This is a genomic window from Paenibacillus sp. 8b26, assembly GCF_050626875.1.
In the GTDB taxonomy this organism is placed as follows: domain Bacteria; phylum Bacillota; class Bacilli; order Paenibacillales; family Paenibacillaceae; genus Paenibacillus.
This window is the reverse complement of sequence record NZ_CP192445.1, coordinates 2,640,481-2,665,260: the sequence shown is the minus strand read 5'-3', so window position 1 is coordinate 2,665,260 and position 24,780 is coordinate 2,640,481. Positions and strand designations below refer to the sequence as shown.

43 protein-coding genes are annotated in these 24,780 nt (G+C 45.2%); 36 read left to right on the top strand and 7 right to left on the bottom strand.

All coding sequences use genetic code 11. The features are described 5' to 3' along the window. Positions 1-242: 242 nt before the first annotated feature. Together ACQ4MX_RS12255 and ACQ4MX_RS12250 are read right to left on the bottom strand one after the other, a co-directional pair. Positions 243-467: a helix-turn-helix transcriptional regulator gene (locus tag ACQ4MX_RS12255; RefSeq protein ID WP_431090870.1), complete on the bottom strand. Its 225-nt coding sequence runs from the start codon at positions 465-467 to the stop codon at positions 243-245. Between the two features lie 176 nt (positions 468-643). After that, entirely contained in the window at positions 644-1,090 is a 447-nt protein-coding gene (locus ACQ4MX_RS12250) for a helix-turn-helix domain-containing protein (protein WP_431090869.1), read from the bottom strand. 286 nt (positions 1,091-1,376) lie between these two features. On the opposite strand from ACQ4MX_RS12250, the gene ACQ4MX_RS12245 reads away from it, so the two are divergent. Next, positions 1,377-1,559, top strand: a complete 183-nt coding sequence (locus ACQ4MX_RS12245; RefSeq protein WP_431090868.1) for a helix-turn-helix transcriptional regulator — start codon at positions 1,377-1,379, stop codon at positions 1,557-1,559. A gap of 207 nt (positions 1,560-1,766) precedes the next feature. On the opposite strand, the gene ACQ4MX_RS12240 is transcribed toward ACQ4MX_RS12245, so the two are convergent. The 3 genes from ACQ4MX_RS12240 to ACQ4MX_RS12230 form a co-directional block, all read right to left on the bottom strand. After that, positions 1,767-1,973 carry a hypothetical protein gene (locus tag ACQ4MX_RS12240; protein WP_431090867.1) on the bottom strand — a complete coding sequence of 69 codons (207 nt, stop codon included), beginning with the start codon at positions 1,971-1,973 and terminating at the stop codon, positions 1,767-1,769. Positions 1,974-2,012: 39 nt separating this feature from the next. Next, positions 2,013-2,189: a hypothetical protein gene (locus ACQ4MX_RS12235; RefSeq protein WP_431090866.1), complete on the bottom strand. Its 177-nt coding sequence runs from the start codon at positions 2,187-2,189 to the stop codon at positions 2,013-2,015. A gap of 334 nt (positions 2,190-2,523) precedes the next feature. Then, on the bottom strand, positions 2,524-2,844 hold the full coding sequence (locus tag ACQ4MX_RS12230) for a helix-turn-helix domain-containing protein (RefSeq protein WP_431090864.1): 321 nt from the start codon (positions 2,842-2,844) through the stop codon (positions 2,524-2,526). A gap of 112 nt (positions 2,845-2,956) precedes the next feature. Here ACQ4MX_RS12230 and ACQ4MX_RS12225 point away from each other — a divergent pair, with 112 nt between their 5' ends. Beyond that, complete coding sequence (locus ACQ4MX_RS12225) at positions 2,957-3,172, top strand: helix-turn-helix domain-containing protein (protein WP_431090862.1); 216 nt, start codon at positions 2,957-2,959, stop codon at positions 3,170-3,172. Next, complete coding sequence (locus ACQ4MX_RS12220) at positions 3,173-3,400, top strand: hypothetical protein (RefSeq protein WP_431090860.1); 228 nt, start codon at positions 3,173-3,175, stop codon at positions 3,398-3,400. It begins immediately after the preceding gene. Here ACQ4MX_RS12220 and ACQ4MX_RS12215 read toward each other — a convergent pair. Next, positions 3,384-3,647 (bottom strand): hypothetical protein, encoded by a 264-nt coding sequence (locus tag ACQ4MX_RS12215; RefSeq protein WP_431090858.1) that lies wholly within the window; start codon positions 3,645-3,647, stop codon positions 3,384-3,386. The genes ACQ4MX_RS12220 and ACQ4MX_RS12215 overlap by 17 nt on opposite strands. A 95-nt stretch (positions 3,648-3,742) precedes the next feature. Between ACQ4MX_RS12215 and ACQ4MX_RS12210 the strand changes: the two genes are divergently transcribed. The 31 genes from ACQ4MX_RS12210 to ACQ4MX_RS12060 all read left to right on the top strand — a co-directional run bounded on the left by ACQ4MX_RS12210 (position 3,743) and on the right by ACQ4MX_RS12060 (position 21,538). Then, a complete protein-coding gene (locus tag ACQ4MX_RS12210; RefSeq protein WP_431090857.1) occupies positions 3,743-3,937 on the top strand; it encodes a helix-turn-helix transcriptional regulator in 195 nt (64 codons plus the stop codon). A 133-nt stretch (positions 3,938-4,070) separates the two neighbouring features. Next, positions 4,071-4,586 carry a helix-turn-helix domain-containing protein gene (locus ACQ4MX_RS12205; protein ID WP_431090856.1) on the top strand — a complete coding sequence of 172 codons (516 nt, stop codon included), beginning with the start codon at positions 4,071-4,073 and terminating at the stop codon, positions 4,584-4,586. A gap of 9 nt (positions 4,587-4,595) precedes the next feature. Next, complete coding sequence (locus ACQ4MX_RS12200; RefSeq protein ID WP_431090855.1) at positions 4,596-4,823, top strand: hypothetical protein; 228 nt, start codon at positions 4,596-4,598, stop codon at positions 4,821-4,823. Then, entirely contained in the window at positions 4,820-5,056 is a 237-nt protein-coding gene (locus tag ACQ4MX_RS12195) for a hypothetical protein (protein WP_431090854.1), read from the top strand. Before ACQ4MX_RS12200 ends, ACQ4MX_RS12195 begins: the two co-directional genes overlap by 4 nt. 242 nt (positions 5,057-5,298) lie before the next feature. Continuing rightward, positions 5,299-5,538, top strand: coding sequence for a hypothetical protein (locus ACQ4MX_RS12190; protein ID WP_431090852.1), 240 nt, complete (start codon positions 5,299-5,301; stop codon positions 5,536-5,538). A 100-nt stretch (positions 5,539-5,638) separates the two neighbouring features. Next, complete coding sequence (locus ACQ4MX_RS12185; protein WP_431090851.1) at positions 5,639-6,586, top strand: YqaJ viral recombinase family protein; 948 nt, start codon at positions 5,639-5,641, stop codon at positions 6,584-6,586. A 10-nt stretch (positions 6,587-6,596) separates the two neighbouring features. Then, entirely contained in the window at positions 6,597-7,478 is an 882-nt protein-coding gene (recT, locus tag ACQ4MX_RS12180; RefSeq protein WP_431090849.1) for a recombination protein RecT, read from the top strand. Further along, entirely contained in the window at positions 7,475-7,678 is a 204-nt protein-coding gene (locus ACQ4MX_RS12175) for a hypothetical protein (protein ID WP_431090848.1), read from the top strand. Before recT ends, ACQ4MX_RS12175 begins: the two co-directional genes overlap by 4 nt. Before the next feature lie 62 nt (positions 7,679-7,740). After that, positions 7,741-8,253: a replication protein gene (locus ACQ4MX_RS12170; RefSeq protein ID WP_431090847.1), complete on the top strand. Its 513-nt coding sequence runs from the start codon at positions 7,741-7,743 to the stop codon at positions 8,251-8,253. A gap of 19 nt (positions 8,254-8,272) precedes the next feature. Continuing rightward, positions 8,273-8,758 carry a DnaD domain protein gene (locus tag ACQ4MX_RS12165; protein WP_431090844.1) on the top strand — a complete coding sequence of 162 codons (486 nt, stop codon included), beginning with the start codon at positions 8,273-8,275 and terminating at the stop codon, positions 8,756-8,758. Further along, the gene (locus tag ACQ4MX_RS12160; RefSeq protein ID WP_431090842.1) at positions 8,724-10,010 is read left to right on the top strand and encodes a replicative DNA helicase; all 1,287 of its coding nucleotides are present in this window, start codon (positions 8,724-8,726) and stop codon (positions 10,008-10,010) included. Before ACQ4MX_RS12165 ends, ACQ4MX_RS12160 begins: the two co-directional genes overlap by 35 nt. A gap of 13 nt (positions 10,011-10,023) precedes the next feature. Further along, on the top strand, positions 10,024-10,191 hold the full coding sequence (locus ACQ4MX_RS12155) for a DUF6906 family protein (RefSeq protein ID WP_431090839.1): 168 nt from the start codon (positions 10,024-10,026) through the stop codon (positions 10,189-10,191). Between the two features lie 354 nt (positions 10,192-10,545). Beyond that, positions 10,546-11,070 (top strand): crossover junction endodeoxyribonuclease RuvC, encoded by a 525-nt coding sequence (locus tag ACQ4MX_RS12150; RefSeq protein WP_431091318.1) that lies wholly within the window; start codon positions 10,546-10,548, stop codon positions 11,068-11,070. Between the two features lie 2 nt (positions 11,071-11,072). Further along, the gene (locus ACQ4MX_RS12145; RefSeq protein ID WP_431090837.1) at positions 11,073-12,050 is read left to right on the top strand and encodes a hypothetical protein; all 978 of its coding nucleotides are present in this window, start codon (positions 11,073-11,075) and stop codon (positions 12,048-12,050) included. Between the two features lie 110 nt (positions 12,051-12,160). After that, positions 12,161-12,544, top strand: a complete 384-nt coding sequence (locus tag ACQ4MX_RS12140) for a DUF5348 domain-containing protein (protein ID WP_431090835.1) — start codon at positions 12,161-12,163, stop codon at positions 12,542-12,544. Positions 12,545-12,617: 73 nt separating this feature from the next. Next, positions 12,618-13,181 (top strand): hypothetical protein, encoded by a 564-nt coding sequence (locus tag ACQ4MX_RS12135; RefSeq protein ID WP_431090834.1) that lies wholly within the window; start codon positions 12,618-12,620, stop codon positions 13,179-13,181. A 25-nt stretch (positions 13,182-13,206) separates the two neighbouring features. Then, positions 13,207-13,767, top strand: a complete 561-nt coding sequence (locus ACQ4MX_RS12130) for a hypothetical protein (RefSeq protein ID WP_431090832.1) — start codon at positions 13,207-13,209, stop codon at positions 13,765-13,767. After that, positions 13,764-14,567: a DNA adenine methylase gene (locus ACQ4MX_RS12125; RefSeq protein ID WP_431090830.1), complete on the top strand. Its 804-nt coding sequence runs from the start codon at positions 13,764-13,766 to the stop codon at positions 14,565-14,567. The genes ACQ4MX_RS12130 and ACQ4MX_RS12125 overlap by 4 nt, the downstream gene beginning before the upstream one ends. 28 nt (positions 14,568-14,595) lie before the next feature. Then, positions 14,596-14,832 (top strand): hypothetical protein, encoded by a 237-nt coding sequence (locus tag ACQ4MX_RS12120; RefSeq protein WP_431090828.1) that lies wholly within the window; start codon positions 14,596-14,598, stop codon positions 14,830-14,832. Between the two features lie 25 nt (positions 14,833-14,857). Next, the gene (locus ACQ4MX_RS12115) at positions 14,858-15,181 is read left to right on the top strand and encodes a VVA0879 family protein (protein WP_431090826.1); all 324 of its coding nucleotides are present in this window, start codon (positions 14,858-14,860) and stop codon (positions 15,179-15,181) included. Then, a complete protein-coding gene (locus ACQ4MX_RS12110; protein ID WP_431090825.1) occupies positions 15,178-15,384 on the top strand; it encodes a hypothetical protein in 207 nt (68 codons plus the stop codon). Before ACQ4MX_RS12115 ends, ACQ4MX_RS12110 begins: the two co-directional genes overlap by 4 nt. Further along, positions 15,365-15,652, top strand: a complete 288-nt coding sequence (locus tag ACQ4MX_RS12105) for a DUF3850 domain-containing protein (RefSeq protein WP_431090823.1) — start codon at positions 15,365-15,367, stop codon at positions 15,650-15,652. The genes ACQ4MX_RS12110 and ACQ4MX_RS12105 overlap by 20 nt, the downstream gene beginning before the upstream one ends. Next, positions 15,645-15,944, top strand: a complete 300-nt coding sequence (locus tag ACQ4MX_RS12100; protein ID WP_431090822.1) for a hypothetical protein — start codon at positions 15,645-15,647, stop codon at positions 15,942-15,944. Before ACQ4MX_RS12105 ends, ACQ4MX_RS12100 begins: the two co-directional genes overlap by 8 nt. Before the next feature lie 314 nt (positions 15,945-16,258). Continuing rightward, positions 16,259-16,750 (top strand): hypothetical protein, encoded by a 492-nt coding sequence (locus ACQ4MX_RS12095; RefSeq protein WP_431090820.1) that lies wholly within the window; start codon positions 16,259-16,261, stop codon positions 16,748-16,750. A gap of 173 nt (positions 16,751-16,923) precedes the next feature. Continuing rightward, positions 16,924-17,181: a hypothetical protein gene (locus ACQ4MX_RS12090; RefSeq protein ID WP_431090819.1), complete on the top strand. Its 258-nt coding sequence runs from the start codon at positions 16,924-16,926 to the stop codon at positions 17,179-17,181. Positions 17,182-17,511: 330 nt separating this feature from the next. Beyond that, positions 17,512-18,024, top strand: a complete 513-nt coding sequence (locus ACQ4MX_RS12085) for a hypothetical protein (protein ID WP_431090818.1) — start codon at positions 17,512-17,514, stop codon at positions 18,022-18,024. Positions 18,025-18,632: 608 nt separating this feature from the next. Beyond that, positions 18,633-18,818, top strand: a complete 186-nt coding sequence (locus tag ACQ4MX_RS12080) for a hypothetical protein (RefSeq protein WP_431090817.1) — start codon at positions 18,633-18,635, stop codon at positions 18,816-18,818. A gap of 275 nt (positions 18,819-19,093) precedes the next feature. Beyond that, positions 19,094-19,843 carry a hypothetical protein gene (locus tag ACQ4MX_RS12075; protein ID WP_431090815.1) on the top strand — a complete coding sequence of 250 codons (750 nt, stop codon included), beginning with the start codon at positions 19,094-19,096 and terminating at the stop codon, positions 19,841-19,843. Between the two features lie 35 nt (positions 19,844-19,878). Further along, on the top strand, positions 19,879-20,631 hold the full coding sequence (locus ACQ4MX_RS12070; protein ID WP_431090813.1) for a ParB N-terminal domain-containing protein: 753 nt from the start codon (positions 19,879-19,881) through the stop codon (positions 20,629-20,631). Then, on the top strand, positions 20,631-21,182 hold the full coding sequence (locus tag ACQ4MX_RS12065) for a DNA-methyltransferase (protein WP_431090811.1): 552 nt from the start codon (positions 20,631-20,633) through the stop codon (positions 21,180-21,182). The genes ACQ4MX_RS12070 and ACQ4MX_RS12065 overlap by 1 nt, the downstream gene beginning before the upstream one ends. A gap of 137 nt (positions 21,183-21,319) precedes the next feature. After that, positions 21,320-21,538, top strand: a complete 219-nt coding sequence (locus tag ACQ4MX_RS12060) for a hypothetical protein (RefSeq protein WP_431090809.1) — start codon at positions 21,320-21,322, stop codon at positions 21,536-21,538. On the opposite strand, the gene ACQ4MX_RS12055 is transcribed toward ACQ4MX_RS12060, so the two are convergent. Then, positions 21,535-22,119, bottom strand: coding sequence for a hypothetical protein (locus ACQ4MX_RS12055; protein ID WP_431090808.1), 585 nt, complete (start codon positions 22,117-22,119; stop codon positions 21,535-21,537). The genes ACQ4MX_RS12060 and ACQ4MX_RS12055 overlap by 4 nt on opposite strands. Before the next feature lie 93 nt (positions 22,120-22,212). Between ACQ4MX_RS12055 and ACQ4MX_RS12050 the strand changes: the two genes are divergently transcribed. Together ACQ4MX_RS12050 and ACQ4MX_RS12045 are read left to right on the top strand one after the other, a co-directional pair. Further along, positions 22,213-23,097: a phage terminase small subunit-related protein gene (locus ACQ4MX_RS12050; RefSeq protein WP_431091317.1), complete on the top strand. Its 885-nt coding sequence runs from the start codon at positions 22,213-22,215 to the stop codon at positions 23,095-23,097. Beyond that, positions 23,091-24,779 carry a DNA packaging protein gene (locus tag ACQ4MX_RS12045; RefSeq protein ID WP_431090806.1) on the top strand — a complete coding sequence of 563 codons (1,689 nt, stop codon included), beginning with the start codon at positions 23,091-23,093 and terminating at the stop codon, positions 24,777-24,779. The genes ACQ4MX_RS12050 and ACQ4MX_RS12045 overlap by 7 nt, the downstream gene beginning before the upstream one ends. The last annotated feature ends 1 nt before the right edge of the window (position 24,780 follow it).

The window sequence follows — 24,780 nt, the reverse complement described above, 5'->3', positions numbered from 1 at the left end:
GCCCCTTTGAAATTGGCTTGATCGCACTAAAATTCGACAGACTCCGACCAATTGATCATGCTACAGTTAGTTTTGTAATGCAATGTACAACATAATCTCCATCAATTCGACAATATATGTTTCATTTCACGTTCCTGTAAGAGGAGCGTACAAAATGTAAATATATATGAACCTGCACGGTAAGATCGGCATGAATAGTTCGCTATAACGCGAACTATTGCCCGGTCAAGAGTGACGTAGGGTCACTCAGAGCTGCTGAATTCGATTCGCTCATAAAGATCGTCAATATGGCAACCAATGGCCGCTGCGATGTTCATAGCGGTTGTTAGGGACATCAAGCGCCTGTTGTTGGCGTACTCGGATACTTGAGATTTGGTAATCCCGGTCACTTCACTTAACCATTGTTGATCTTTTCGAATTTCGCGCAATCTTTGCTTCAGCAGGCAACGACCAGGTTTAATGGCCATGATCATGCCTCGCAGAGTTATTTTTGGTTATGAGGTTGTCATTATCTAATCGATTAGTAAATTAGAGAGCAAAAAAAATTAGACACTGGAAGTGTTAACTTTGAACGATAAAAAAATTGAAGTTAAGGCGGAAGAAATCCTAAAAATTCTGCAAATACCTATTGATGAATTAAAGCCTATTTTAGAGAACGTTTTGAACGAACAAAAGCAATAAAATCTTTTGCTTCGTCGTGCGTTAATGTCTTGCCATCAACAGTAATATTATACTTATTCAACAGTTCCTGATCAGTTAGCTCCATATCTTTAACAAAAAGATTTTCTTTAGCTGAAGGTGGAGAAAGGGAAGAATCTGAACTGGGATCATTTGAACGGCCGTATAGATAATCAACTTTCACATTAAAAGTATCAGCAATCTTAGCTAAGGTATTCATAGAAGGTTGCTTTGTACCATTCTCGTAAGCCGTATAAGTAGACCTCGCCACACCTAAAAGATTAGCTACATACTCTTGAGTCCATTTAGGGTCAATTAATTTACATCGTTCTCTTTCAGCCTTCAGCCTTTTTCCAAAAACTTGCACGTTCACACCAACTTTGTATTCATATTTTGAACGAGAACGTAACATAAACAGATATATCAAAAGGAAAAGTAAGTTATTCGAGTTATTATTATATTTGTATATACAACTCCATCCTCGTTACATGAAGCGAAAAGCGGATATTGCTACTTGGATGGTGGTAGATTAATTATTTGATTATATTTGTTTATACCACATTATATCGTTCCTAAAAGAAACTTAAAATGAATGTTCCTATCAGTATAAATAAGTGTTGACTTGTTCTTTTTAGTAACATATAATCACATTATTAAGTTTCCTAAAGGAACAAGTCGAGGGGGGGGGGGGGGATACAGTGAGAACATGGCTCAAGACATACCGTGAGATTGCACAATTGACACATGAACAAGTAGCTTGCGCGGCAAGGATCTCACGTAGTTATTACACCAATATTGAAAATGGTAATAAAACACCTTCGGTATTAGCGGCAAAATCTATTGCTGAAGTATTAAATTTTTCATGGAGTAAATTTTTTTGAAGATAAATGTTCCTTTAAAGAACAAAATGGTAAATTCATAAACAAAGAGGTGGGGTAGGTGGACAATTTTGATCAATAGCAGGCCACTCTTGAAGTTTTGAACACGCTAGCTAAACGTAGTCTCACGATAGAGGAAGCCGAGTGTGTTCTCGAAGATGCTAAGAACAAGTTCAAACACACTCGACTACGTGTGGAGGAGAATAGTCTTTAACGGTAAATTGTTATTTTCTTATTAGCATCATCAATGATGACGCTTATTGAACCGTTTTGGATCACGATGTTTTCTCCACCTTGTTTTATAAAGGCAACATCGTCTTGTTCATCTTTAATCAAAAACCTATCTCCTTTTTCAGAGGTGAAGATTTCTGAACGGTTCCCGCTGGTGGCGATGGTCCAGTCCTTAATCTGTGCCATGAACGATCACATCCTTTTTTCATGTTTTGATGGTGGTGTTTACTGAGCTGCATGGAAACAAAGTGTTGTTTTACCGCTGTCTGCTGTATCGCCTAAGAATGAAGCGGATTTAGTAGAAACAATGCCGTCGAAGAAAGTAGCTGTCTTTTTACTTAAGAGACCAGCTTGCTCCATAGATTCTTGGATACGATTCGTTTGTCCCATCAAATCCTTCATGGCCGAATCACCCCCAAGAATACTTATTGCGTCTTTAGCTGCTTTACCGGCAGAGAAGATCAAGGTTGTTATCGTATCGGCTTTTTATCCGACACCTCTACATGTTTCCATGCAGTTCAGCATACATCATCATCCGCAAGGGATGTCGGGCGCTCGTGGGCGGATTATTGGTAATCGTCCTCACCGTCTATGCGTTGCACCTTCCGAGGTACACAAGCGAAATTCCCTCGGCTTGGCTCAAGATTGCCATATTCTATAGAACTTAGGTTTCCTTGAGTTCACCCGATACTCACTCACGAATTGCTTCGTGAGGGGGCAATAAACACTTTGTTGATCAATTGTGAAGAAAAGATTGCAAAAGGTCGTTAAGGGATTTTCGTTGCTCCGGAGTAAGTTTCTTGGCTGTTTCAATCAGTTGGAGCAGATCAGGAGAAAGTGAGTCATCTTCGGACTCTTGAAGAAATTGTATAACAGTAATGCCTAATGCTTGGCACAGACGTTCAATAACATCTAAGGTGGGTTGCCGTTGTCCTAACTCAATATAGCTGATGAAGGATTGCGAAACGCCGGATCGCTTGGCAAGTTGGTTTTTACTCAACTTCAAAGATTCACGTAATTGGGTCAAGCGCTGGGAAACATCCATGGAATCACTCATTTCAAAAACATATCTTAATAGTGATAATACCACATTTTTTTACGAGGATTTATCAATATAGTGTTGAATAATTATCATATTAGTGATAGATTCTAATCACGGAGGTGAAGAGATGAACATGCTCAAAAAATTGCGGATGGAAAAAGAGTGGTCACAACAGGAATTAGCTAATCGCTCAGGAGTGTCGCAATCCCATATTCATTATCTGGAGTCTGGAACGAAGCAACCTACGCTCACGATATTGAATAAGCTGGCATCAGCTCTTGATGTACCCGTTGTCGAATTTTTGAGTGAAGGAAGTAATTCTGTAGCAAAGGAGGTGGGATAGGTGGACATCCGCCAAGTTTTGGACACGTTCTTAGCGGCCCAATACAAGGAGGAACTGGGCAACGATGAGGAAAAGTCCCAATTCCTCTGTGAACTGTTACTTGAAGAGTTTAAACAAATGACACCAGAAGACTTACGCAAACACTTCAAAAATATTGTGTTGCATAAACAGAAACTTGAGTGTGTTTTGACACTTTCGTTTCCGGTGAAGCTTAATTCTCCCACTTAGTGAATGCATGTTGTAATCCAAGTTCAGTAAGCTCATAACGTATGACAGAGTTAAAAAGATCAATGCTGTCATAGCCAATGTTGTTGGAAAGAGGAGTAATGAAGTCTTGTTCAACTAAGAATTCAGCAGCATTGAAATAGTACGCAATCTCTTCAACATTGCTTCCGCGTACATCAGCACGAGCTATACCTGACTGTCGGTAATTCTTATATGCGGTTTCTAACAATTTAAGTGCATATTTATTCACAGCTTTTTCACTTCCTTTCTTCTTCTAAATGTGATCTGGACAATCCCATTTTATCAGAAGTTTGGGAGAGAGAGGCTACAAAGGAGTTGAACTAATTGAATCAAACCAATGGTGAGATCATCACGGTTCCTGAAATGGCAAGACGAATGAAAATTCGGAAGCAGGCGGCTTATGACATGGTCGAAGAGCCGGGCTTTCCTGTATATAACATCGGCGGTGCTCGCGGCAAACGAGTTCTCTGGCCGGAGCCATTGGAATGGATTAAGCAAAACAAATCAGGAGCGGTATGAATAGAAGAAACCCGCCGGGCTGTACCGGCTCCAGCGGGCTGAGGGGATATGGGGGAAGAACTTACAACTTAATACTACATCAGCCCTCTGTCCGTAATAAACGTGAGAATCGGACAAAGGAGAGGATTTGTAAGTGTCAATCGGACAATTTGGTTCTAATCTTCAAGAAGTTTTGAAACGACGGGGTGAAACGCGCAACGCAGCCGGACAAGCTACCCACGTAGATGCTTCACTAATTGGAAAGATCATCAATGGTTCCCGAAAGCCATCGAAGGAGGTCATGCAGCAAGCAGCAGAGCATTATGACGACGGCCAACTCTTCATTGCAGCAGCCGGGGAAGTGACAGGCGGAGCCTTTGCACCCTGGCTGGACAATGTAGACCTACATAGGGCAAGCGTACTGTTCAAGACGGTTGAAGAAATGAGGGAGGTTCTTACATTATCTGCTGAGGTTCCAATTAGCAAAACGGCTGACCAGCTTACTGATTCTGAGCGCCAGAGCATGAAGCGTCTGCTAATGGAGACGGTTGAAGCTATTACAGCTCTTACTCATTTTGCTGCGGTTCTATGTAAGGAGTATTCATTTTCGTGGCTGGCGACGTGGAAAGAACACCGCGCTGATCTGAAGGCTAAAAAATATATGAAATGAGGGGATCGAATGGAAATTGTACAGCAGCGGATTATTGAGCTCGAAGCAATGCGAAATCGCTTGGAAGTCAACCAGTTAGTGGATGGTACGTGGGATTGGTTTTTGGAAAGAGAAATCTGTGAAATGAAAAATGCCCGCCGGCTAGGGCGGACACTCGACTTGAGAACTCGCTTAAAGTCTCTTGTGCTGCTCATTTTATCTCCTTCTGTGGAAGAAAGCAAGGGTGAGCGTATATGACACAGCAATTGTCTGAACGTCTCATTCAAAATTTTATGGACAAGAAGGCCGGAACACAAGCCAATACGGATGCAATAGATGCTTTTTTGCAGGCGGGCGGTTCCGTGGTATCACCTGAATTTCAGAAGCTACAACAGGAACGAGTCGAAGCATACTTTCAATGGAATAATGCTTTGCTAAGCTTAAAGATTCTACCAGCAGAGGAACGATTGAAGGTTTTCGGAAACATGTAGCCAGCAATTTATGACAAGCTGGCAACGGACAGGCCATGTCGGCCTTGTCTTCCGGCGTCGGACGGTTTCATAACCAACTCCCGTACGGCGTCGGAAGATGCGGCTGACGCATCTCAAAGCAGAGGCACGATGGTACGTGTACACGCGATGGTGAGAGTATCAGGCGGAAAACGACGGAGCGCGCCTGGCTACTGGTTCGAATCCAGTCTGCTTTGAAAGTACATATGAAGGGAGGGGACCTTGTGCAAGTTATTCAACGTTTGACCGTTGTCTCTAATCCAACAAGAATTTTTGAAGTTGGGACGGAGCAAAACGGCTGCGAAGTCATTGAGATTAAGCAAGTCGGTACGGAGTATGAAAATAATGTCCATTCTGAATTTCATATTTTAGATGAAGATGATGAGCTTATCGTCAGCATTGAGAATGCACCTGTGATCGTCGAGTACCGACAGATCGCGGAACATGATGAAAATGAAAAATGACCCGCTGCAACGGGTCATCTCAGTACATTGAAAACAAAATATTTGCTTGCCCCTATCGTAGCAGATGGGGGCTTACCGAACAAGAGGGAGCGATAGGCATATGGCTATGAATGTAGCTGCTGTCACAAAGGGAATTGATCGGGATGAATGGCTGAAACTGCGTAAACGGGGTATCGGCGGTTCTGACGCTTCTGCTGTCGCTGGACTGAATCGGTATAAATCACCTGTTGGTGTGTTTCTTGAGAAAACGGATCAGATTGTACCGGACGAGCCGGGAGAGGCAGCATACTGGGGCAATCAGTTAGAAGATTTGGTCGCCCGTGAGTTTATGAATCAAACCGGATTGCGTGTGCAACGCAGTAACAAGCTTTATCAGCACCCTGAACATAAATTTATGTTGGGTAACGTGGACCGTCTGATTTTGGATAAGGGTGGCCGTGGTATCGGCATTCTGGAATGTAAAACGGCCAGTGCCTATAAGCTGGCCGAATGGGCCGACGATCAGGTTCCTGATGAGTACGCCATTCAGCTTCAACATTACATGGCTGTTCTTGGTGTGGATTATGGGTACTTCGCTGTTTTGATCGGTGGCCAGAAATTCCAATACAAGCTGGTCGAGCGAAATGAGGGCATTATTGATTCTCTCATACAGATCGAGGACGAGTTTTGGAACAATCATGTGATTTCACGTGTTCCACCGATGGTGGATGGTAGTGATGCGTCAACCGATCTGTTGAACCGCTTGTATCCTGCCTCTCGTCCTGCGACAGAAATTACGCTGGAGAAAGAGCAGGCCTTACTGGTGGACAAGCTCATTGCCGCCAAAGAGGACGCACAAGCGGCTACGGAACAGGTCAAGCGGCTTGAAAACGAGTTGAAGGCTACCATTGGCGAAAATGAGGTTGCCACCTACAACGGTGAGCCTTTGGTTACATGGAAATCCAGCAATATGACGCGCCTGGACACTAAACGCTTAAAGCAGGAGCAGCCACACATCTATGAAAAATACGCAAACACCACGTCATCCCGACGTTTCTTGGTGAAATAAGGAGGCCATTATGGCAGGACAACGCAGTACAGGAGCATCACTGGAAAACAAGCTCCAAAATAAAGCGGCTGGGGCGAATAACGCTCCTGCTCCTTCCCCCTCACAAACTATCGCAGCTTATTTGAAAAAGATGGAGTACCAAATTGCTGAGGCCATGCCCAAGCACATGAATATTGAACGTCTCAGTCGAATTGCCCTGACTACAATTCGTACAACACCTAAGTTATTAGAGTGTTCCATCCCTTCATTAATGGGGGCAGTTATGCAGGCTGCGCAACTTGGGCTTGAGCCAGGGTTGATTGGTCATTGCTACATTATTCCATACGGAACGGAAGCAACGTTCATTATTGGATATAAGGGAATGATTGATCTGGCGCGGCGGTCAGGCAATATTCAATCTATTGCCGCTCACGAAGTCTATGAAAATGATTTCATTGAACTGACGTATGGGCTAGAGGAAAACTTAAAACACATCCCTTGGTTTTTGCGCAAGGACGCTCAACCTGCCGAGTCAGGGAAGATCATTGGGGCTTATATGGTTGCCAAGTTTAATGACGGCGGTCATTTTATCCATTACATGCCGATCAGCGAGATTGAGGAGCATAAGAAGCGTTCGAAAGCATCTAGTAAAGGGCCATGGGTAACGGATTACACCGAGATGTGCAAAAAGACGGTTGTTCGGTCTGGATGGAAATGGCTTCCTATCAGTGTGGAAATCGCTTCTGCGGTAACGAAAGATGAGACGGTGCGGAAGGATATCACGCCGAACGATGAACCATTTACTTTTGATATGCCGCAAGTTCCGAATGAAGGTGATGATAATCCGTCGAATGACACTGATCCGAAGCAACCTGATGCTGGATCGGGCCAGGACGAATTAGATCTTGAATGAGCAACATAGATGCGATCACTGGTAAACCGCTGTTGCGCAGCATGATCGGTGAACACATTTGGAGAATCAAGGAATCCGACCCGGAAGCTTTTAAGCGTGAGGTACGAGAATACTTCGCGCGAGGTTATCCAGGTTGGACGACAGTCCGAGCTAAGTACCCTTATATATTTCTGCGGGATGATAGGGAGCAGAGTTTGTAAATGATTCGGGGCGGCGTGAAGAAGCGAACGGTATTTATATAAAAATCGCAAGAGATTAGGTGGTGAAGCCGGTGGATTCCAGTGTCAATCCTCAGCCTACGGACGCGCACATACGAATATCACACGAAATACATCGAGAGCTGATCCGGCGGAAGTTCACTCAGCGGCAGCGAAACATCATTGATTTTATTCTTACGCTGAGTTGGGGGTGTGGGAAGCCATCGGCAATCATTCCACAACTAAAGGACTTTGAATTGTGCGGTGTTCGTCAAAATTATATCCGAGAAGCATTGGACACGTTGGTCGAATGCAAGGTGATATTCAGAGAACCTTCACTAAATGCCTACCAATTTAATAAGCATTTTGACCAGTGGGAGATTGAAACAGTATCTGCGTTCGACTCTCGAAAAATGAATGAATTGGTTCGTTTAAATATCGAAAATACATCACCAAATTTATCAAAAAAACTTCCTGAAAAGGGAAGCGACTTCCCAAAAAGGGAAGTGAATAACGATTCCTTAAATGGGAAGTCAGTTCCTAAAAAGGGAAGTTACTTCCCGAAAAAGGAAGTTTAGACTTCCTAAAAAGGGAAGTGTGAAACGTGATTTCTCCAGTAGTACCAAGGGATTTTGGCTCTCTAAAACAATCTTTAAAGCAATTATTAAAAAAAACACTACTACTTCTTTAGATACTTTACAGGGAATAGGTACAGAGAACGGAGGCGGTGGTCGTCTTCCTTCAGACTATTCCTTTGGCTATATCTACCGTGCTTACGAAAACAATTTTACGGATGCAGGGAAGGTTACCCAGTTTGAAACCGAGGACCTTGGGGTCTTGTTTGACGATTATGGCGGAGAGTGGCTGCTAAAAGCTATGCGTGAATCCGTCCGGCAGAATAAAAAGAGCCTGGCTTATGTCCGGGGTACGCTGGAAGGATACCGTAAACGCGGGGGGCCAGAAACAGACCGCCGGACAGATCGGGCTTCACCATCGGAAGTGAATATTCAGGAAGACGATCCTATTACGATTTTGATGAGAAAGGCAGATGAAAAGCGACTTGCTGAATACGGAGTTACTTGAGGTCGAAATTTTAGGTTCTTTTTTTCTGGACCCTACGCTGGTAGGCGAAGTTGCGGTCACGCTTGAACCAAGCTTATTCACACACCCTTGGCATCGAAACCTATTGAAGATGATCCAAGAACTACACCGGATGGGGCAGGAGCTGTCCATGACCAGATTGGTAACGGTGTTTGAAAAGCATATGGAGAAGGTGGGGGGAGTTTCCTACCTTTCCGAACTAACTAGCTCAGCCTTCTCAATTTCCATATTGGAGCAGAATATCAGGCAGCTCATTGAAACCGATGCTCGTCGTAAAGCACTGGATTTGGTTGGTGAGTACCGTGAAAAATTCATGGATATGTCAGCGGGTGGATTTGAGGAATTGTTGGATCAATTTGAACAGCGCTCTTTGGATATCCGGCCGAAAGCTTTGCGGGAAGATACCACTGTGGACGACATCATCCAGTGGTATGAGGACTTGGTGCTTAAAACACAGGACCCTGCCCGAGCTCTTGGCATTATGACGGGCTGGTCAGCATTGGATCGGCTGACACTAGGGTTCCAGCGTACTAACCTGATTGTCATTGGCGCTCGGACCAGTATGGGTAAATCAGCGGTTGCCAATGAAATCAAGATGCGGGCTACCCAGCGGGGACATAAGGTTGCGGACTTTAGCTTGGAAATGTCCAAAGCACAGATTTATAACAGGATGATCGCTAATTTATGCAGTATTCCTCTGCAGGCGATACGTTCAGGCCATCTGAAGTCAGTACAGATCGAGCGCATTTCTACGCAGATGGAGTTTTTACGAAAAATTCATATCGACGACAGTCGCGGGGTGACTGCTGAGTACATTTGTTCTGAAATGCGCCGATTGAAGCGGCAAGAAGGACTTGATTTGGTCATCGTAGATTACTTGCAAGAAGTGATTGAGCCTGCTGAACGCAACGACAACAGCGGTTCTGGATTGCATCGGGTATGTCAGAAGCTACGGAAAGCTGCAAAGGATTGCGATTGTGCATTGATCGGTTTATCACAGGTCAAGCAGGATGTGGAGAGCCGGCAGAATAAAAGGCCGTTCGTTTCGGACTTATCAGGCAGTGCGGCAATCAGCGCGGTTGCTGACGATATCATGCTGCTGTACAGGGACGAATACTACAATCCTGACACACCGGACCCAGGTATTTTGGAAATCAACCTCGCAAAACAACGTAATGGCCCTACCGGGCTGGTGAAACTCAGATTTGAGAAAGAGACACAACAAATCGCATAGGGGAGGAACGAACATGGGGAAACAGACACGGCCATCGCGGCCGACCCGCCGCCAGAAAGAGGAAATGAAGGCATGGAAGCTAAAGCCTGGCACATGGTTGGTGGTGCTGGACACGGATTTGGAAATGGTGCTAATCAGCAAATCCGGTCTTAAAAAGCGGGTCATTCGGCGGGGGGCTTGATGGGCAGTCCGTGGAGCCGCTGGACAATCTTTGAATACATGAAACACCGCTATTTACGGACTGGACAAGTGCCGAGCGAGTCGGAATTACTCGAGGAGCTGCCAGACATCGATCAGACCGAGCTAGCTGAAGGAATGGCTGAGTTTGGCTTGATTCTTGGTAACTGGCCCATCACAGGAAGGGACAGGTCATGCGACGTCAGATAAAAGACTCACTGTATCAAACTCGGATAAGGCAAACTGTCCGAGACGAAGGCGGCAAGGTGCTGGGTGAAGTGTTTGTCCTTGATCATAGTATGTTGTTGGTCAAGCAGTCACGTAAGCGCAAGAAGAGGGGGAAGCTGCTTTGAAGATTATGGGGATTGACCACGGCACCAATTTTGCTGGTTGGGCCACAATGCGAAACGGTGAGCCGATAGACTTTGGATTGAGGGACTTTTCAGCAATTACAATGCCTGGGGTTCTGGATGCCATTTATCAGGACACATTCCGACTGATCGAGCAGGAAGAACCGGAATTAATTGTACTGGAGCGTCCGGTTCACTTTAAAAATGCCAACAGTGTGTTAGCACTTGTTGGGGCGTATACTTCAGTTTCCTTAGCTGCGATGCATTTGGGTAAGCCGATTGTGGGCATCCGTCCTCCAGAGCTCAAAATTCAGACCGGCAAAGGGAATGCGGATAAAGAAACAGTTGCTCTTGAAATGCAAATGCTCTTTGACCTGGACTATGACGAAATTGCGGTTCCTGTTCTGTACAAGAAGAATGATCCACGGGGCAAGTACAAAATTGGGGACGTGAGGGAGCGCCTTTTTGATCCTTCAGACGCTATCGCACTCTGCTGGGCCTATCATCAAAATTTCATTAAGGGAGTGGCTTAAAGATGAGCTATATAAATTTCAAAGGTACGGTTAAAAAGATCAATCTCAAGTCATCGGAAGAAACGGAAATTACAATCAGTATCCCAGCTTCTGAGCTGGACGGCCAATACAATACGCTTCAAAGCATGCTGGAGCTTAAAGTTATCGGAGGTTTGGATTCACAGATTGTCACATACAAAGTTTTGAAGAATGCCAGAACGGGCAAGCCAATCACGAAATACACCGTGGATGATGGTGGTGTGGTATCAGTAGCGAAGCCGGAAGGAGAGCAGCTCTCCATGGATCTTGGGCTTCCTCCTGAGAAAGTGGAGGTTAAAGCTGATCCAGAGCAAATTGACCTTGAAATTATTCAGGATTTTATACTCAGCGGTCTGGCGCCACGCTTTGACGACATGCCGTATGACTTTTTGGAAATTACAGATCGTTTGGCCAGTGGAGATACCTATCTGAAAATAGCTGCAGATATCGGTATGGGTGTAGGCGTGTTTGTGGTTATGGTGGATGAATACCGCAAGCGGGTCGCGCCAATGGCTGCCAAGTGGGATGAATGGCGCAAAGGCCAAGTCAATACGGTACCGCCGAAAGCTGATGAGTTAGTAGGAGGTCAGCCGGATGATCAACAAAATGACGATCAGCAGGAGGAGCGAGAAGGTGCTAATACTGACTTGTCCGAGCAGACTGGAGAAAATGAATCTAAGGACGACAACAAGCCAGAAGACGACTCAAATCCTGCTACTGACACAGATTCCGAGCCGGTAGTCGATAAGGATGAGCTGGAGAACTACATTTTGAAGGCTCGTCCAACCTTTGAGGACATCACTGTGGATTTCCCTACATTGCTTCAGCAGCGTCGGGAAGAGGGCAAGACATGGATGCAGATTGCAACAAGCATTGGCCTGACCAGCGGCCAGCTCACTACAAAATGGTCTGCTTATAAGAAAAAGGTTGCTAAACAAATGAAAAATGGTGGAGCGGCGTAAGCCGTTCCCTTAATAAAGCAGCGTGGCCCCTACCCTAACGGGCTACGGTGGCCACCTGCATTCTATAAACGGAACATACGATCTTATTTCAGTTGGAGAGGAAGATATTCATGAGTGAATCTATTAAAAATCAGATCCATATGGAGTTGGAAAACCTGCTTTCACGGATCGAGAAGATTACTAGCATGATTGTTCAGGCGGAGGAAAGCTGGACGTCCCATTACGACCGAAATGATCCGGAAGACATGTATTTGCGGGGGATGTTTTATCGCATCGGTGACATGTTGGATGATGCGAACCGATTGCTGGTTCAGACGTTTGCCGAAGTTGTCGATGAAGGCGTGCTGATAAAACAGTCGAACGGACGTTACTCCTTCCATGGACGTGAACTTACTTCCGGCGAGCCTATTGAATATCTTGTCCAGAATGATGATGGTGATCGGTGGGCGCTGTCTCGGATTGGTCATAATGCAGGACTATTGCCTAGAAACTGATCGTAATTTTTCGTTAAAAGATCTGCACGTTCGGATTAAATATATCCCACGTTGAGAAAGGAGGGTGTTGGTCTTGGCACAAATAAGAATTGTTGAATTGAATAAAGCTCTCAAGAACGTATCAGGTGAGCATGTTGGAGTTTCTGCTGAAGAACTTAACAAGGCAGAATACTTGCTTTCGATAAATCCCGAGATGATCAGGATAATTGGAGACTATGAATTTGCTGTAAAGTCCAGCATTTCTCTGAGTAGTTATGAGAGTTCTAAAGGTTATGTTAGGCAAACGAGGGCCACAATCCTTAAATATAAACGTCCAGAGTGGTACTTCCTGTACAAAACGCTCTCTAAAATTATACAGACTACCATCAATAACGTAATTAACCCATACGAGCGAACTATATTGGATCTCCTGTATATCAAGGGTATGAGGTATCTTGCAGCTCAGTCGTATATGGAGAAAGGTTACCGGAGCGACATATATCCAATTAGCGGTAGTACGTTTGCTGACCGCAGAAGGGCAGCGATAAAAAAGATAGCTCATAGCTTTCAGATGCTCGGGTTGTTAGATTTGGTCCAAGCTGAATATCGAATTGGAGAACTGTCTAGCATGCAGTTTCTGGAGTTGAAAACAAGGTGAGCTTTCGGTCAGGAGGAACGATGCCATGTCAGATAAATTAGAGCATGGTCAATATAAAGGAATCCCTGGCTATCCCAATTACGAAATCAATCACCGTGGGGATGTTCGGCGCTTATGGAAATCGTCCAAGCCCACTCCTTTGATACCTACGCTCAAGAAAGGCATATATGTTGTGCGTCTAACTGGTCCTGATGGTAGCCGCAAAGAGGAACGCATTCACAAGCTAATGCAGAGGACATTTTTGTCTCCACCGGCACAGGGTCAGGTAGTGTATCACAAGAATGGTAATCGCTTGGACAATTGGATCAACAATTTAGGCTATATTTCCAGAAAGGAATTAGGCAAGAAGACAGGCGGCGGCTCACGTAAAGCGGTGATGAAGCTTTCTTGCGAGAAGGAAGTCGTGGAGATATACAGGAGCGCAAGATGTGCAGCTCGTGAGAACTTCATGAGTTATCAAACAATCATAGATCGGTGTAACGGAAAGGTGAAAAGTGAGCTTGCTCCAGACGGCTTCATATATCGTTGGGATGATGAAGAGGCTGAGCGAAGGGGTAGGCCGCGAAAGGAGGCGGCTGTAATTTGAAAGCACCACGCATATTGCACTATCCCGGCAGCAAATGGAGCATGGCTGATTGGATTATCAGTAATATGCCACCGCACACAACGTACCTGGAGCCGTTTTTCGGAAGCGGAGCTGTGCTTTTCAATAAAGGAAGGTCTTCACTTGAAACGGTGAATGACCTGGATGGGGAAGTGTCCAATCTTTTTCAGATTATTCGGGACCAGCCGGAAGAACTGGCCAGACTTATTCATTGGACTCCATACGCTAGAGCTGAGTATTACAAAGGTTATGAAAACGAAGGTAGTAACGTTGAACGTGCAAGACGCTTTTTAGTTCGCTGTTGGATGGCACGAGGAGGAAAGACCAGTGACCGGACCGGATGGCGCCACATCATAGATTTGAACGCGCCACATCCTGCTCGGGATTGGCAACTGTTACCGGACAAGATCATGCAGGTTACTGACAGGCTGAGGAATGTTCAAATCGAGTGTCAGCCTGCCGTTAAGCTGCTGGAGCGTTACAAACGTCCCGAAGTCCTTGTTTATGCTGATCCGCCTTATCTCCTTTCTACTCGTAGCAAGCGAATGTACAAAGTTGAAATGAACGATGAGGATCATATCGTGCTGCTGAACGCATTGATCAAGCATCCCGGGCCTGTTCTATTGAGCGGGTATGAGCATCCCCTATATGAAAAATCATTGGGCGGATGGCGGAAAGAGACAAAGGTAGTCAAGGCAGAAGCCGGACGGATCCGGACTGAAGTCCTTTGGATCAACCCGATTGCAGCGGGACAGGTTGGGCAATTGAGTTTGAATATATAGGGACTTCGGCCCTTTGGAGGTGTGAACCTTGGCGAACGTTAACGCTGCGGTGCAGCGGCTAATGGATATGCGTGTTGAGCTGGACGAGGCAATACGGTTACTGGGATATGACCCCGCAGCAGCCGACCGCCAGCAAGCCGGGATAGCGGAGCGTATGTTCCTTCACTTACAAGACATTCAAGCAGTTCTCTATCAGGAGCCACCGAATGTGGACTATGCACAGCGGTTAGTTTCGGAGGCTATAAAATTCTGTAAGACAGGCTAATCAAAAATACGGGGAGTTGAACGGAATGATCAAACAAACATTGGAAGAATGGCGAACGGAAGCTATAGAGTTGTTCGGAGATAAAGCAAGCGAATGGAAATTTGTTTGTCCTGCTTGCAGCGGTGTTCAATCGCCAAAAGATTTTGTTGATGCCGGACTTGAAAAAGACCAGGCTGCCAATACCTCCTATCAAAGATGCATTGGTCGGATCGATAAAAGCAAAGGATGCAATTGGGCGGCATACGGGCTCATGGGCACTCTTGGAAAAGGGCGACTCATTCTTACACCAGAGGGCAACGAAGTTGAAGTATTCGACTTTGCTGCTCCCCAAGGAGGGGACAAGCAATGAAGGCCATAGTAAACCAGCATGTCACCTCTCTGCTGTCGGGAGAAACAATGGAAGAAGGGACCGAAATTATTGTACGTCATGCTTTCTATGAGCCATGTACATTATACGAAGTCACTTCACCAGAACATTTAAAAGGAACGTTTATTACACCGGATTTATTCGATGTAGTGACGGGTGATTCAAATGACCTTACACAATCTTAAAATTCTGCCGGAGCATTATGAAGCTGTGACTCATTTCAATCCATTGAAACGTAAGACTGTTGAAATTCGGAGGGAAGATGATCGTGAGTTTGCTGTTGGAGATGTTCTCCATCTTAATGAGTGGGACGCGGAGGCTAACCGTTTTACATGGCGCTCTAGCAGCTTCGTTGTAACGCATATCTTGCGTGGCGCTCCATTTGTACCGGAAGGATACGCCGCGCTGTCAATTACACCAATGGCACTCAGAAAGGAACTTTCATATGATTAAGCGCCAATATCGTACCGGAGGCACCATAAAAGAAGCTAAGCCCTCAAATTACGATGGTGAGCTAGTAGAGACACCGGATCTGATCATGGCTGATCTGCACATGCGGTTGTCGCCGGAGATCAGCCGCCGCATTTGGGAAATGAATTGGAACGGGGTTCCTCGGTCGGAGATCGCCAAGCAACTGGGTATCCCGAAAATTCGAGTCACCCATGAGTTGGTTATGCGGAGCATAAAAGCGAAGGACCTTAATAAGTACGCACCGAAAAGTCGTGAAAGGAGCAGCACATTATGACTGTGTGGGATTTCATGGATAAGAACATTCTATGGGTAACAATCATGTTTATCGTACTTTGTATGGCATCTACGTATTGGGGGAGACAGTGATGAAAGATTATCGTCAGTTATTGATAGAATACGGTTATCCTGCTGATCTTGTGGCAGGATGGAGCTTGGAAGACTGTCAAGCTGAGTGGCATGATTTTTGTAGGACATGCATCCCGGAGTAATACAAACAACCCCCGCATTCCTTGGCCGGGCTCGCGGGGGTCTACAGTAACTATTCATTCCTCATGACATTATATCATATGACAAAGGGGAATGAGGGGAATGGCGATGGCGTGGGGACAAGGGGAACTTTTCGCTGAAGCATCGAAGGAAGAAATCAAACAGACCGAGTTCTACCTCAGCAAATATAAATTGATGACTCTGTTTATGTCTGACTATGAAAACTATCAACGTGAAATGGCTCAGGTGGCCATTGATGGTGAGGCAGCTCGTCGGATAGATCAGACCGATCTGCATGCGGACAAGACGGCCAACGCCACGATTCTGGATGAAAAGCAGAAATGGGTATATAACCAATACCGTAAATTCACATCAATGATCAGCCGAGCACATTGGTTAATCATTGATTCAGAAGTGAAGGAGGCCATTGATATCCGTTTCATCCAAGGGTATAGCCGCAAGGAAACAATTTTGTTTATGCGTCGAGGGGTTGCTCATAGTACGGTAGATCGCCGGATCGATGACGGGATTGAGTCCATCGCAAACACGCTGAAGGTCATGGGATTCTTTGAAGAGATTCGGAGAGAATTTTGATGACAAACTGGTGTTTTTCGGGGCATATCGGGATATTTTGAAGACCACATGACGATTTTACCGTGGTATATTGATAGCGTGGAAATGAAGGGAACAGACGAAGGGCTGGCGAATGCGTCGGTCCTTTTTTTGTTGCCCATTTTCCTAATAAACTATATCCGGAGGAATAAAACATGTCTACAAAACCACGTTTCGCATTTTTGAGTAAGGACGGTATCCTGCGCTTACACGATGAGGAGCATGCTTCGCAGCACGGCAAGCACGTACAAACAAGCCTGACTGACGACGAGAGCGGCTATCCAGTCGTTGAGGGGCAAGGCGTTGTATATTATGCCTATGAGGACAATGCTTACGTCAAGGGCAACAAAGGTGACGGCCAGCTCATCCCAACGCCGTTGGTTCTCAAGCAGCTCGCAGCAGAGCTCCTGTAATTCAGCAATATCCAGAGTCACTCCCCGGACCACTCCGGGGATTTATGGCACGCGCAGGCGGCAAGGAACCAGTTAACCAGCGGAAACATCATACAGACCCGGACAGAACCCTTGCGCGGTTCAATTCCGCAGCGTGCCTTAAATAACAATATGGAATGTAAATCCATTTTATTGTTGAATAATTACAATAAAAGACTTATAATGTAAACGTAGATAACTACCTGTAAAAAACTTTATTGATCAGGAAGGCATAAATAGATTTTTTACATAATCAATTTGATTGATAAAGTACGCAGGTACAAAAAATTAAAAGGAAGAAGGTTTCTGAACATGAAAAATATTAAAAAAGCTTCTGTAGTATCTGTTTTGTCTTTAGCTCTTGCAATTCCATTAACTGCTTCTGCCGCAGCTACGACCGATGTTGCACCAGCTACAACTGACACAACAGCAGCTTCCCAATCTGCAAACACATCGATCGATGTGAATACACCAACAACAGGGGATCATATTATCACTCCTCAATCCACACAGCCCGCGTTTGATACGACATTGGGCGGTCAACAATCAGAAGCGTCTTTCTCTATCCCTGCGGGAATGGGTTATGTTAAGTTATGGGTGAGGAATACAGGTACCGAAACGATTAAATTCGCCGTACACAAAGACTCATCTAGTGGTTCGGTTATGAGTGGAACTGAGGTAAGGATAGCCCCGGGAGATACTTTTAGTTGGATTAGCAGTTCAGCTTGGCCTACTGGAAGATTCTACGCTACTTTTAACACAAGTAATACTAAAATGTCAGGTCAAGCTTATGGTAAATTAGCTTCGACAAGAAGTGAATTGTAATTCAAATACAAGTGCTGTAAGCTGATCTAGTATTGAATTGTATGCCCCTGCTGCATAGTTTTATATTGTGTAGTAAGGGGCATTTATTGTAAGTATGGGTAACTCTAAAAAAGTGAGCATTTCAAAGAATATACCCTGTTGGCTATTTCATTTGAAGATATTTTCTTAGGTGATCGTTTGACGGACATTTTCAACAATTTGTAAAATGGTCTTGTTCTTCCTCTCTTGTTACTAAGTACAAATGCTTTTATGCAACAGCGCAGCGTGTTGCATCCCGCTTGCGGGAATAGGTTTTATCGTTGTTTATTTTTTCGGGTTTTAAATGAGCGCCTCTGTTACTTTGGTGCTATAAATACATAGGCAGACACAAGTCACTCATTTGGGTGGCTTTTTTTATTGCCTTTTGAAAGGATTTTTGGTTTGAAGAAGAAGCAGAAGAAAGGAATTTTGCTCCCGTTGAAAGGTCCACCAAAACAGCCGAAGAAATGCAAAGGTTGTGCTTGGGGGAGATGGGATGGTGTAAAGCAGTTTTGTTCCCGTACAGCTTGTGTGAAAAAGGATAAGCCCTCCTGAATGTCGAATTTTGATGTCGAAGGGAGGTGGTCAGTTTGTCCTTTGAAATTGAAACCTTTGGCATTGAAATAGAAAGAGTTAAAAACATGTTGAGAAATGCAGGTATTCAAGATGAAATAATCATCAATACTGTGGCAGGTATAATCGATACAAATAATAGGATGATTCATGCACAAGTTGAAGGAATGATCAGCGAGGCTTTAGAACAGCGATTGAAATAATAGTTAAGGCACCCATTGTGGTGCTTTTTCTTTTGCCCATATACGACAAAATGTGAGCTATTCTGAGCTTGTTTCCTGTTGCTCGGACGAATGCCGGAAGGAGCGCAGATGAAAGCAGAGAGAGGGCATACACACGCTCTGACAGCCTGTTAGCCACCTACCCGAATAGTGGAAACCAACTCAACACAAAAGAGCACTAATTTCATCCTTGACCACCGTCATTTATTGTCTGATACTGGAAGATGTTGTGTCAGATATAGATGAGGAGTGGTCAGATGAGAAAGATTTATATTGTATTGATTGCTTTAGGAATTTTTGGAGTGTGGGCAGGTTCAGGATGGGCTATTAATACATGGATAAACGCTAGTTACCGTGGAACGTTTGGAGATATGTTCGGAGCAGTGAATGCACTGTTCTCAGGCCTTGCTTTTGCTGGGCTCATTTACACTATTTCAGTCCAGAGAGATGAACTGCAGGAGCAAAAGAAGGCCATAGAAATGCAAACAGAAGAGTTGTCGCTTCAAAGGCAAGCAATAGAGATGCAGACAGAAGAATTAAGAATGCAGCGTGAAGAAACAGCCCGTTCTGCTGATCAGCTTGAAAGCCAAAGAAATTTAATGAATCTTCAGATAGCTATGACAACAGTGAACGAGTTAATAAAAAGTAAAAATAAAAGGATAGATAATATTCGCTATCAAATAAATGGTCAGGATGAGAAGGGAATACTGGCTCTAACCGTATTAGCCAAGCGGAGTAGGGAAATGAATCGACCTATAGCAAAAGACGATGCGGTTCTTCAAGGCTTTTATCGCTCTTTTTTTTACACATTGCAGTATATAAAAGAATTAGATTTGGATAAAAAACAAAAGAAGGTTCTCAGTAATTTATTGAACATGGATACTAGTGATACGGAAATTTATATCCTCTATACTGCATTTGCTAATGAGCAACACGAATTATTATTACTTAAAGAATTTGATTTTTATGAAAGATACAGAAGTATTAAAGAAAAGTCATCTATCTAAAGATGGCTTTTTTCTATTGGGAAGGAGCAATGAACATGAACCTTCAGATCATTTCGATAGACCGGATCAACGCAGCAGCATACAACCCACGTGCTGACCTTCAGCCAGGCGATGCTGAATACGAGAAGCTGAAAGCTAGCATCGAATCCTTTGGTTATGTGGAGCCCGTCGTCTGGAATGAGCGCACCGGGAACATGGTCGGTGGCCATCAGCGATACAAGATCATGGTTAACGAGATGGGTCATACGGAGCTGACTGTAAGTGTTGTTGACCTGGACGATCAGCAGGAGAAGCTTCTCAACCTAGCGCTTAATAAGGTTAGCGGGAGTTGGGACGACGAAGCTTTATACCGTCTGCTCGATGAGCTGCAGGTGAACGGAGCGGATCTGTCCCTTTCCGGTTTCGATTTAGACGAGATCGAGGATCTGTCGACAGAGTTTGCTGTTCCACAGGATGAAGCTGTCGACCCTCCCGTTACCGACGATGATTTTGATGTTCAGCGTGCTCTGGATGAAATCAAGGAGCCGGAGACCAGGCGCGGGGATGTATGGCGGCTTGGTCGGCACCGCTTGGTGTGTGGAGATGCAACCAATCCTGATGACGTGGCGCTTTTGATGGACGGAGCCAAAGCAGCGCTGGTGGTCACTGATCCGCCTTACAATGTCGCTTTTGAAAGCAGTTCAGCACGCTTGGCCGCTGATGGCCGCAGCAGCATAATGAACGACAACATGCCCGCCGAGGACTTCGCGGGCTTTTTGTATGCCATTTTTTCTAACTATCAGTGGTGATGGAGCCCACAGCAGCAATCTATGTATTTCATCCATCCTCCTATCAACGTGATTTTGAGGATGCCATGAACGCTGCTGGTATTGTCAGTCGGACTCAATGTATTTGGGTTAAGAATGCAGCATCCTTCGGCTGGGCGCAGTACCGTTTTAAGCATGAGCCAGTCTTTTATGCCCACCTGAAGGGGAAAGCTCCTGCCTGGTACGGTGATCGGACACAGACAACGGTATGGAAGGCAGGCATACCTGTTGAGGACCCGCTGCCGGAGACAGTATGGGAGGTTTCGCGTGGCGATGTGAACAAGTATGTTCATCCTACTCAAAAGCCGCTCGATCTGCTGGCTATTCCGATCAGCAACAGCAGCCAGCGTGGTGACGTGATAGTCGATTTCTTTGGCGGCAGCGGCTCCACGCTTATGACGTGCGATCAGATGGACCGGACATGCCGGACATTGGAGCTGGACCCGATCTTTTGCGATGTAATTAAAAAACGATTCCTGGAGAGCACCGGCATCGAGCCGGTCCTGTTGCATCGGGCTGAACCCGTAGCATAGGAAAAAGGAGGACGCGCTAACGTCCCCCTATCCGACCAGGGTATCCCCCGGCTGAGACAGCGGCCCGCCACGCGTGGCATTTTACGAACATCCGCTGTCTCGCATTCCAGTATATAGGAAAGCCGAGGGATACGACAATGGGAACAGACAACGAACAACAAGATGCATTACTACAGCGAGAAATAGAAATCATCGAGGGAATCCTCGAATCCAAGGCGCAATATCGGAAGATTGTTAAGGCTGGCATAGCACAGTGGGTCAAAGACCTACAGGCCGGAAATATAAAAATGCAGACGGTGCAGGACCTGGACCGTCTGATCGAATTGGATATTAAATTGCAGAGGGATGACTTTTAAGATCGTTCTCTCTCTATTTCTTCAATAATAGTAAGATGTTTTTTATGAAGATTCTTTTTCAGTGTGTTTATCAAGATATGATTGGCAGTCAAGATGAATAAGGCTGAGGCAATAATAAATAGCTTCTCATAAGTTTCAAATCCTTCAATATAATTTTTGAAAATGTTATTAACATTGTCTATCCATGCAGTATGATCACTTTGTTGCTCCTCTTTTTTAATATTATTCAAATAAGTTAATAAGGATGTTGAGGTTGTAAGAGCATATCCCATCATAGCAATGGCCATAGTGAATATAAGTTTCGAGAAGAAATCAATTATTTTCTCAACATAATCATTATTTGGATTGTAACTTTTAATATTCATTTTTAATATTTTAAACTTATATTCCGATAGGCGTTTATATGATCTATAAAGAGCATTTGTAGCATTATAACTATTCGATGAATGTTGTTTTCTAACATTTAAGTGTTTATTAAGATTCGATTTAAAGTTTGTACAGTATAAAATCCAATCTACAATACACAAAAGTATAATCACAGAACAGTAAATAATTGCAGAAGTGTTATTAGCAAAACTCATTTATTAATTCCTCCCAGATAATGTTCTTAGTCTTTCATCGGATGGAAAGTAGAATTATATGAGATTTGCTCTAGGGGGTGGTGATTGTGTAGCATGGCAAGAGAGCGCAGTCCCGAACGGGACAAGGCAAAACAGATGTGGCTGGAGAGCGGCGGGACGATGAAGCTAAAAGATATCGCCGCCGCTCTTTCTATTCCAGAGGGTAGGGCCCGCAAATGGAAGTCTATGGACCGGTGGCAGGATGAATTGAAAGGGAACGTTTTTGATTACTCCAATGGGAACGTTCCAAATGGAACGAAAGGGAACGCTCCTAATCCAAGGGGAGCGCCAAAGGGGAACAAGAACGCTGTTGGCAATCGCGGCGGTGCTCCTCCAGGTAACCAAAACGCCAAAGGGAATAGTGGTGGGCCGGGCGGTCCATATCGCAACAAGAAGGCCCTCAAGACAGGGATGTATGAAACCATTTTTCTGGATGCCCTGGAGGAAGACGAGCAGGAACTGTTTGATCAAATCGATACTTCCCCTTTGGCGCAGCTCAACGAACAGCTTATTATGCTGTCCATTCAAGAACGGCGACACATGCGCCGGGTCAAGCAGCTTGAAGCTGGCCTGACCGACGAGGAGAAGAAGATCAAACAGGAGTTACACCAGCGTAAAGACAAGGTTCCTTACACTAGCCCGAAGACAGGTAAGCAGATCAATCTTTCTGTTGAAACCGAAGGCATGAAGGTGACGGAGATTACAACCGTCACTACTTCCAAACTGGACAAGATTCTCAAACAGGAGGAAGCACTCGTTAAAACCCGTGATAAGAAGCTACGGGTTATTAACCTAATTGCCAACTTACAGCAGGAGGAAGAAAAGCTGGAGATTGCCCGTGAACGGCTGGAACTGGAGAAGCGTAAGCTGTTAGGCTATGGCGGCGCGGAGGGGGATGAAGTCGATGACGACGATGAGGAAGATGACGACGAATGGTAATTACTCTTGCTAAGGAGCATCGAAAACGAGCCAAGCGGCGGTTAAAGCAGCGTCCTGAAAAGCTGGCCGAGCTGAAAGAGGTTCTGGCTGACTTCGAGCAATTCTGCTGGCGCATGCTCAAAATAAAGACCAAGGACGGCCGTATTATGCCGCTTACATTGAACGATGCGCAACGTGCATTTGTCCATGAGGTATTCGAGCAGATCAGGGCGGGCAAGGCGGTTCGGATCATCATCCTCAAGGCGCGTCAGATGGGTTTTTCAACCGTCACCGAAGCCGTTATTTATTACCTGACTTCGCTTCAAGAGGCAAAGAATGCTTTTATCGTAGCCCAGGACTCACACGCATCCGGTAACTTGTACGATATGTTCCGGTTGTACTACGAGAAAGTGCCAGAAATCATCAAGCCCATGAGCAAGCGGAATAATACCAAGCGTTTCACCTTCGAGAACCCGTCCGTAAAGCCGTATGAGCACCGCCTGAATCCGGGCCTTAAATCCAAGATCACCGTTCAGTCAGCAGAGAGCCGGGTTCTTGCTCGTTCGGAGACGATTCATTATCTGCATGCTTCGGAGCTGGCTTTCTGGCCAGCGAGTAAAAAGAAGAAACATATGCTATCCGTCTTCGCGGCCTTATCCAAAGAGCCGGGGACATTGGGTGTCGTGGAATCTACCGCCAACGGCATGGACGATTTTAAGCAGATGTGGGATGCAGCATGCGAAGGTGAGAACGACTTTACACCCATGTTCTTCGCTTGGTTCCAAATGCCGGACTATCGTAAGCCAGTACCGCCGGACTTTGTACCAACAGCCGAGGAATTAGAGCTAAAAGCCAAATACAATTTGGACGACGAACAGCTCCAATGGCGTCGATTTACAATCCGAAACGATTGTAACGGGGACCCGAGAGTGTTCCGACAGGAATACCCATCCGAACCGCTGGAAGCTTTCTTATTATCAGGCGAAGGCATATTTGACAATGAATACATCCAGCAATTGCTTGAATCTTTAGGAAAACCGGGAACGCGGTATGAGGTTGACCAAGTAAAAGGTGAGGTGATTCGTGCAGACTCAGGAGAGCTGCGCGTTTTTGTCGCGCCCGAAGAAGGCAAGCGGTACATCATTGGTGCTGATACAGCTAAGGGCAAGGCGGGCGGTGACTATGACGCTGCGTATGTTTTGGAAGAACGTACAGGGGAAATGTGCGCCATGCTACGCGGCAAGTGGGATACCGACCTTTACGGCAAGAAGCTGGACACGTTGGGCCGTTATTACAACACGGCCTTGCTCGGCGTGGAGAACAATAACACAGGTGAATCAGTGTTAAACACTTTGTTTAATACGTGTCATTATCCGCTTCTTTACTTTGCCAAAAAGGGCGATATGGGTTGGAACACGAACAAGGTAACTCGGCCTGTGATGGTCAGCGACTTCAAGGAAGCTATACGGGATCAACTTTACCCGATCTACTGTCGGGAACTATACAAGGAGTGTTTGACCTTCATCGACAACAACGGCAAGGCCGAGGCAGATTCGGGCTGCAATGATGACTGTATCATGGCCTATTCTATTACACTTCAACTGCGACAGGTGGCGGGCAAGTGGTTTGATTGGTACGCAAAGAAACAGAAGAAGCGGGCAGAGTCCCGTGACGACTACAACGAGGGAGTGGGGTGGATTTAAG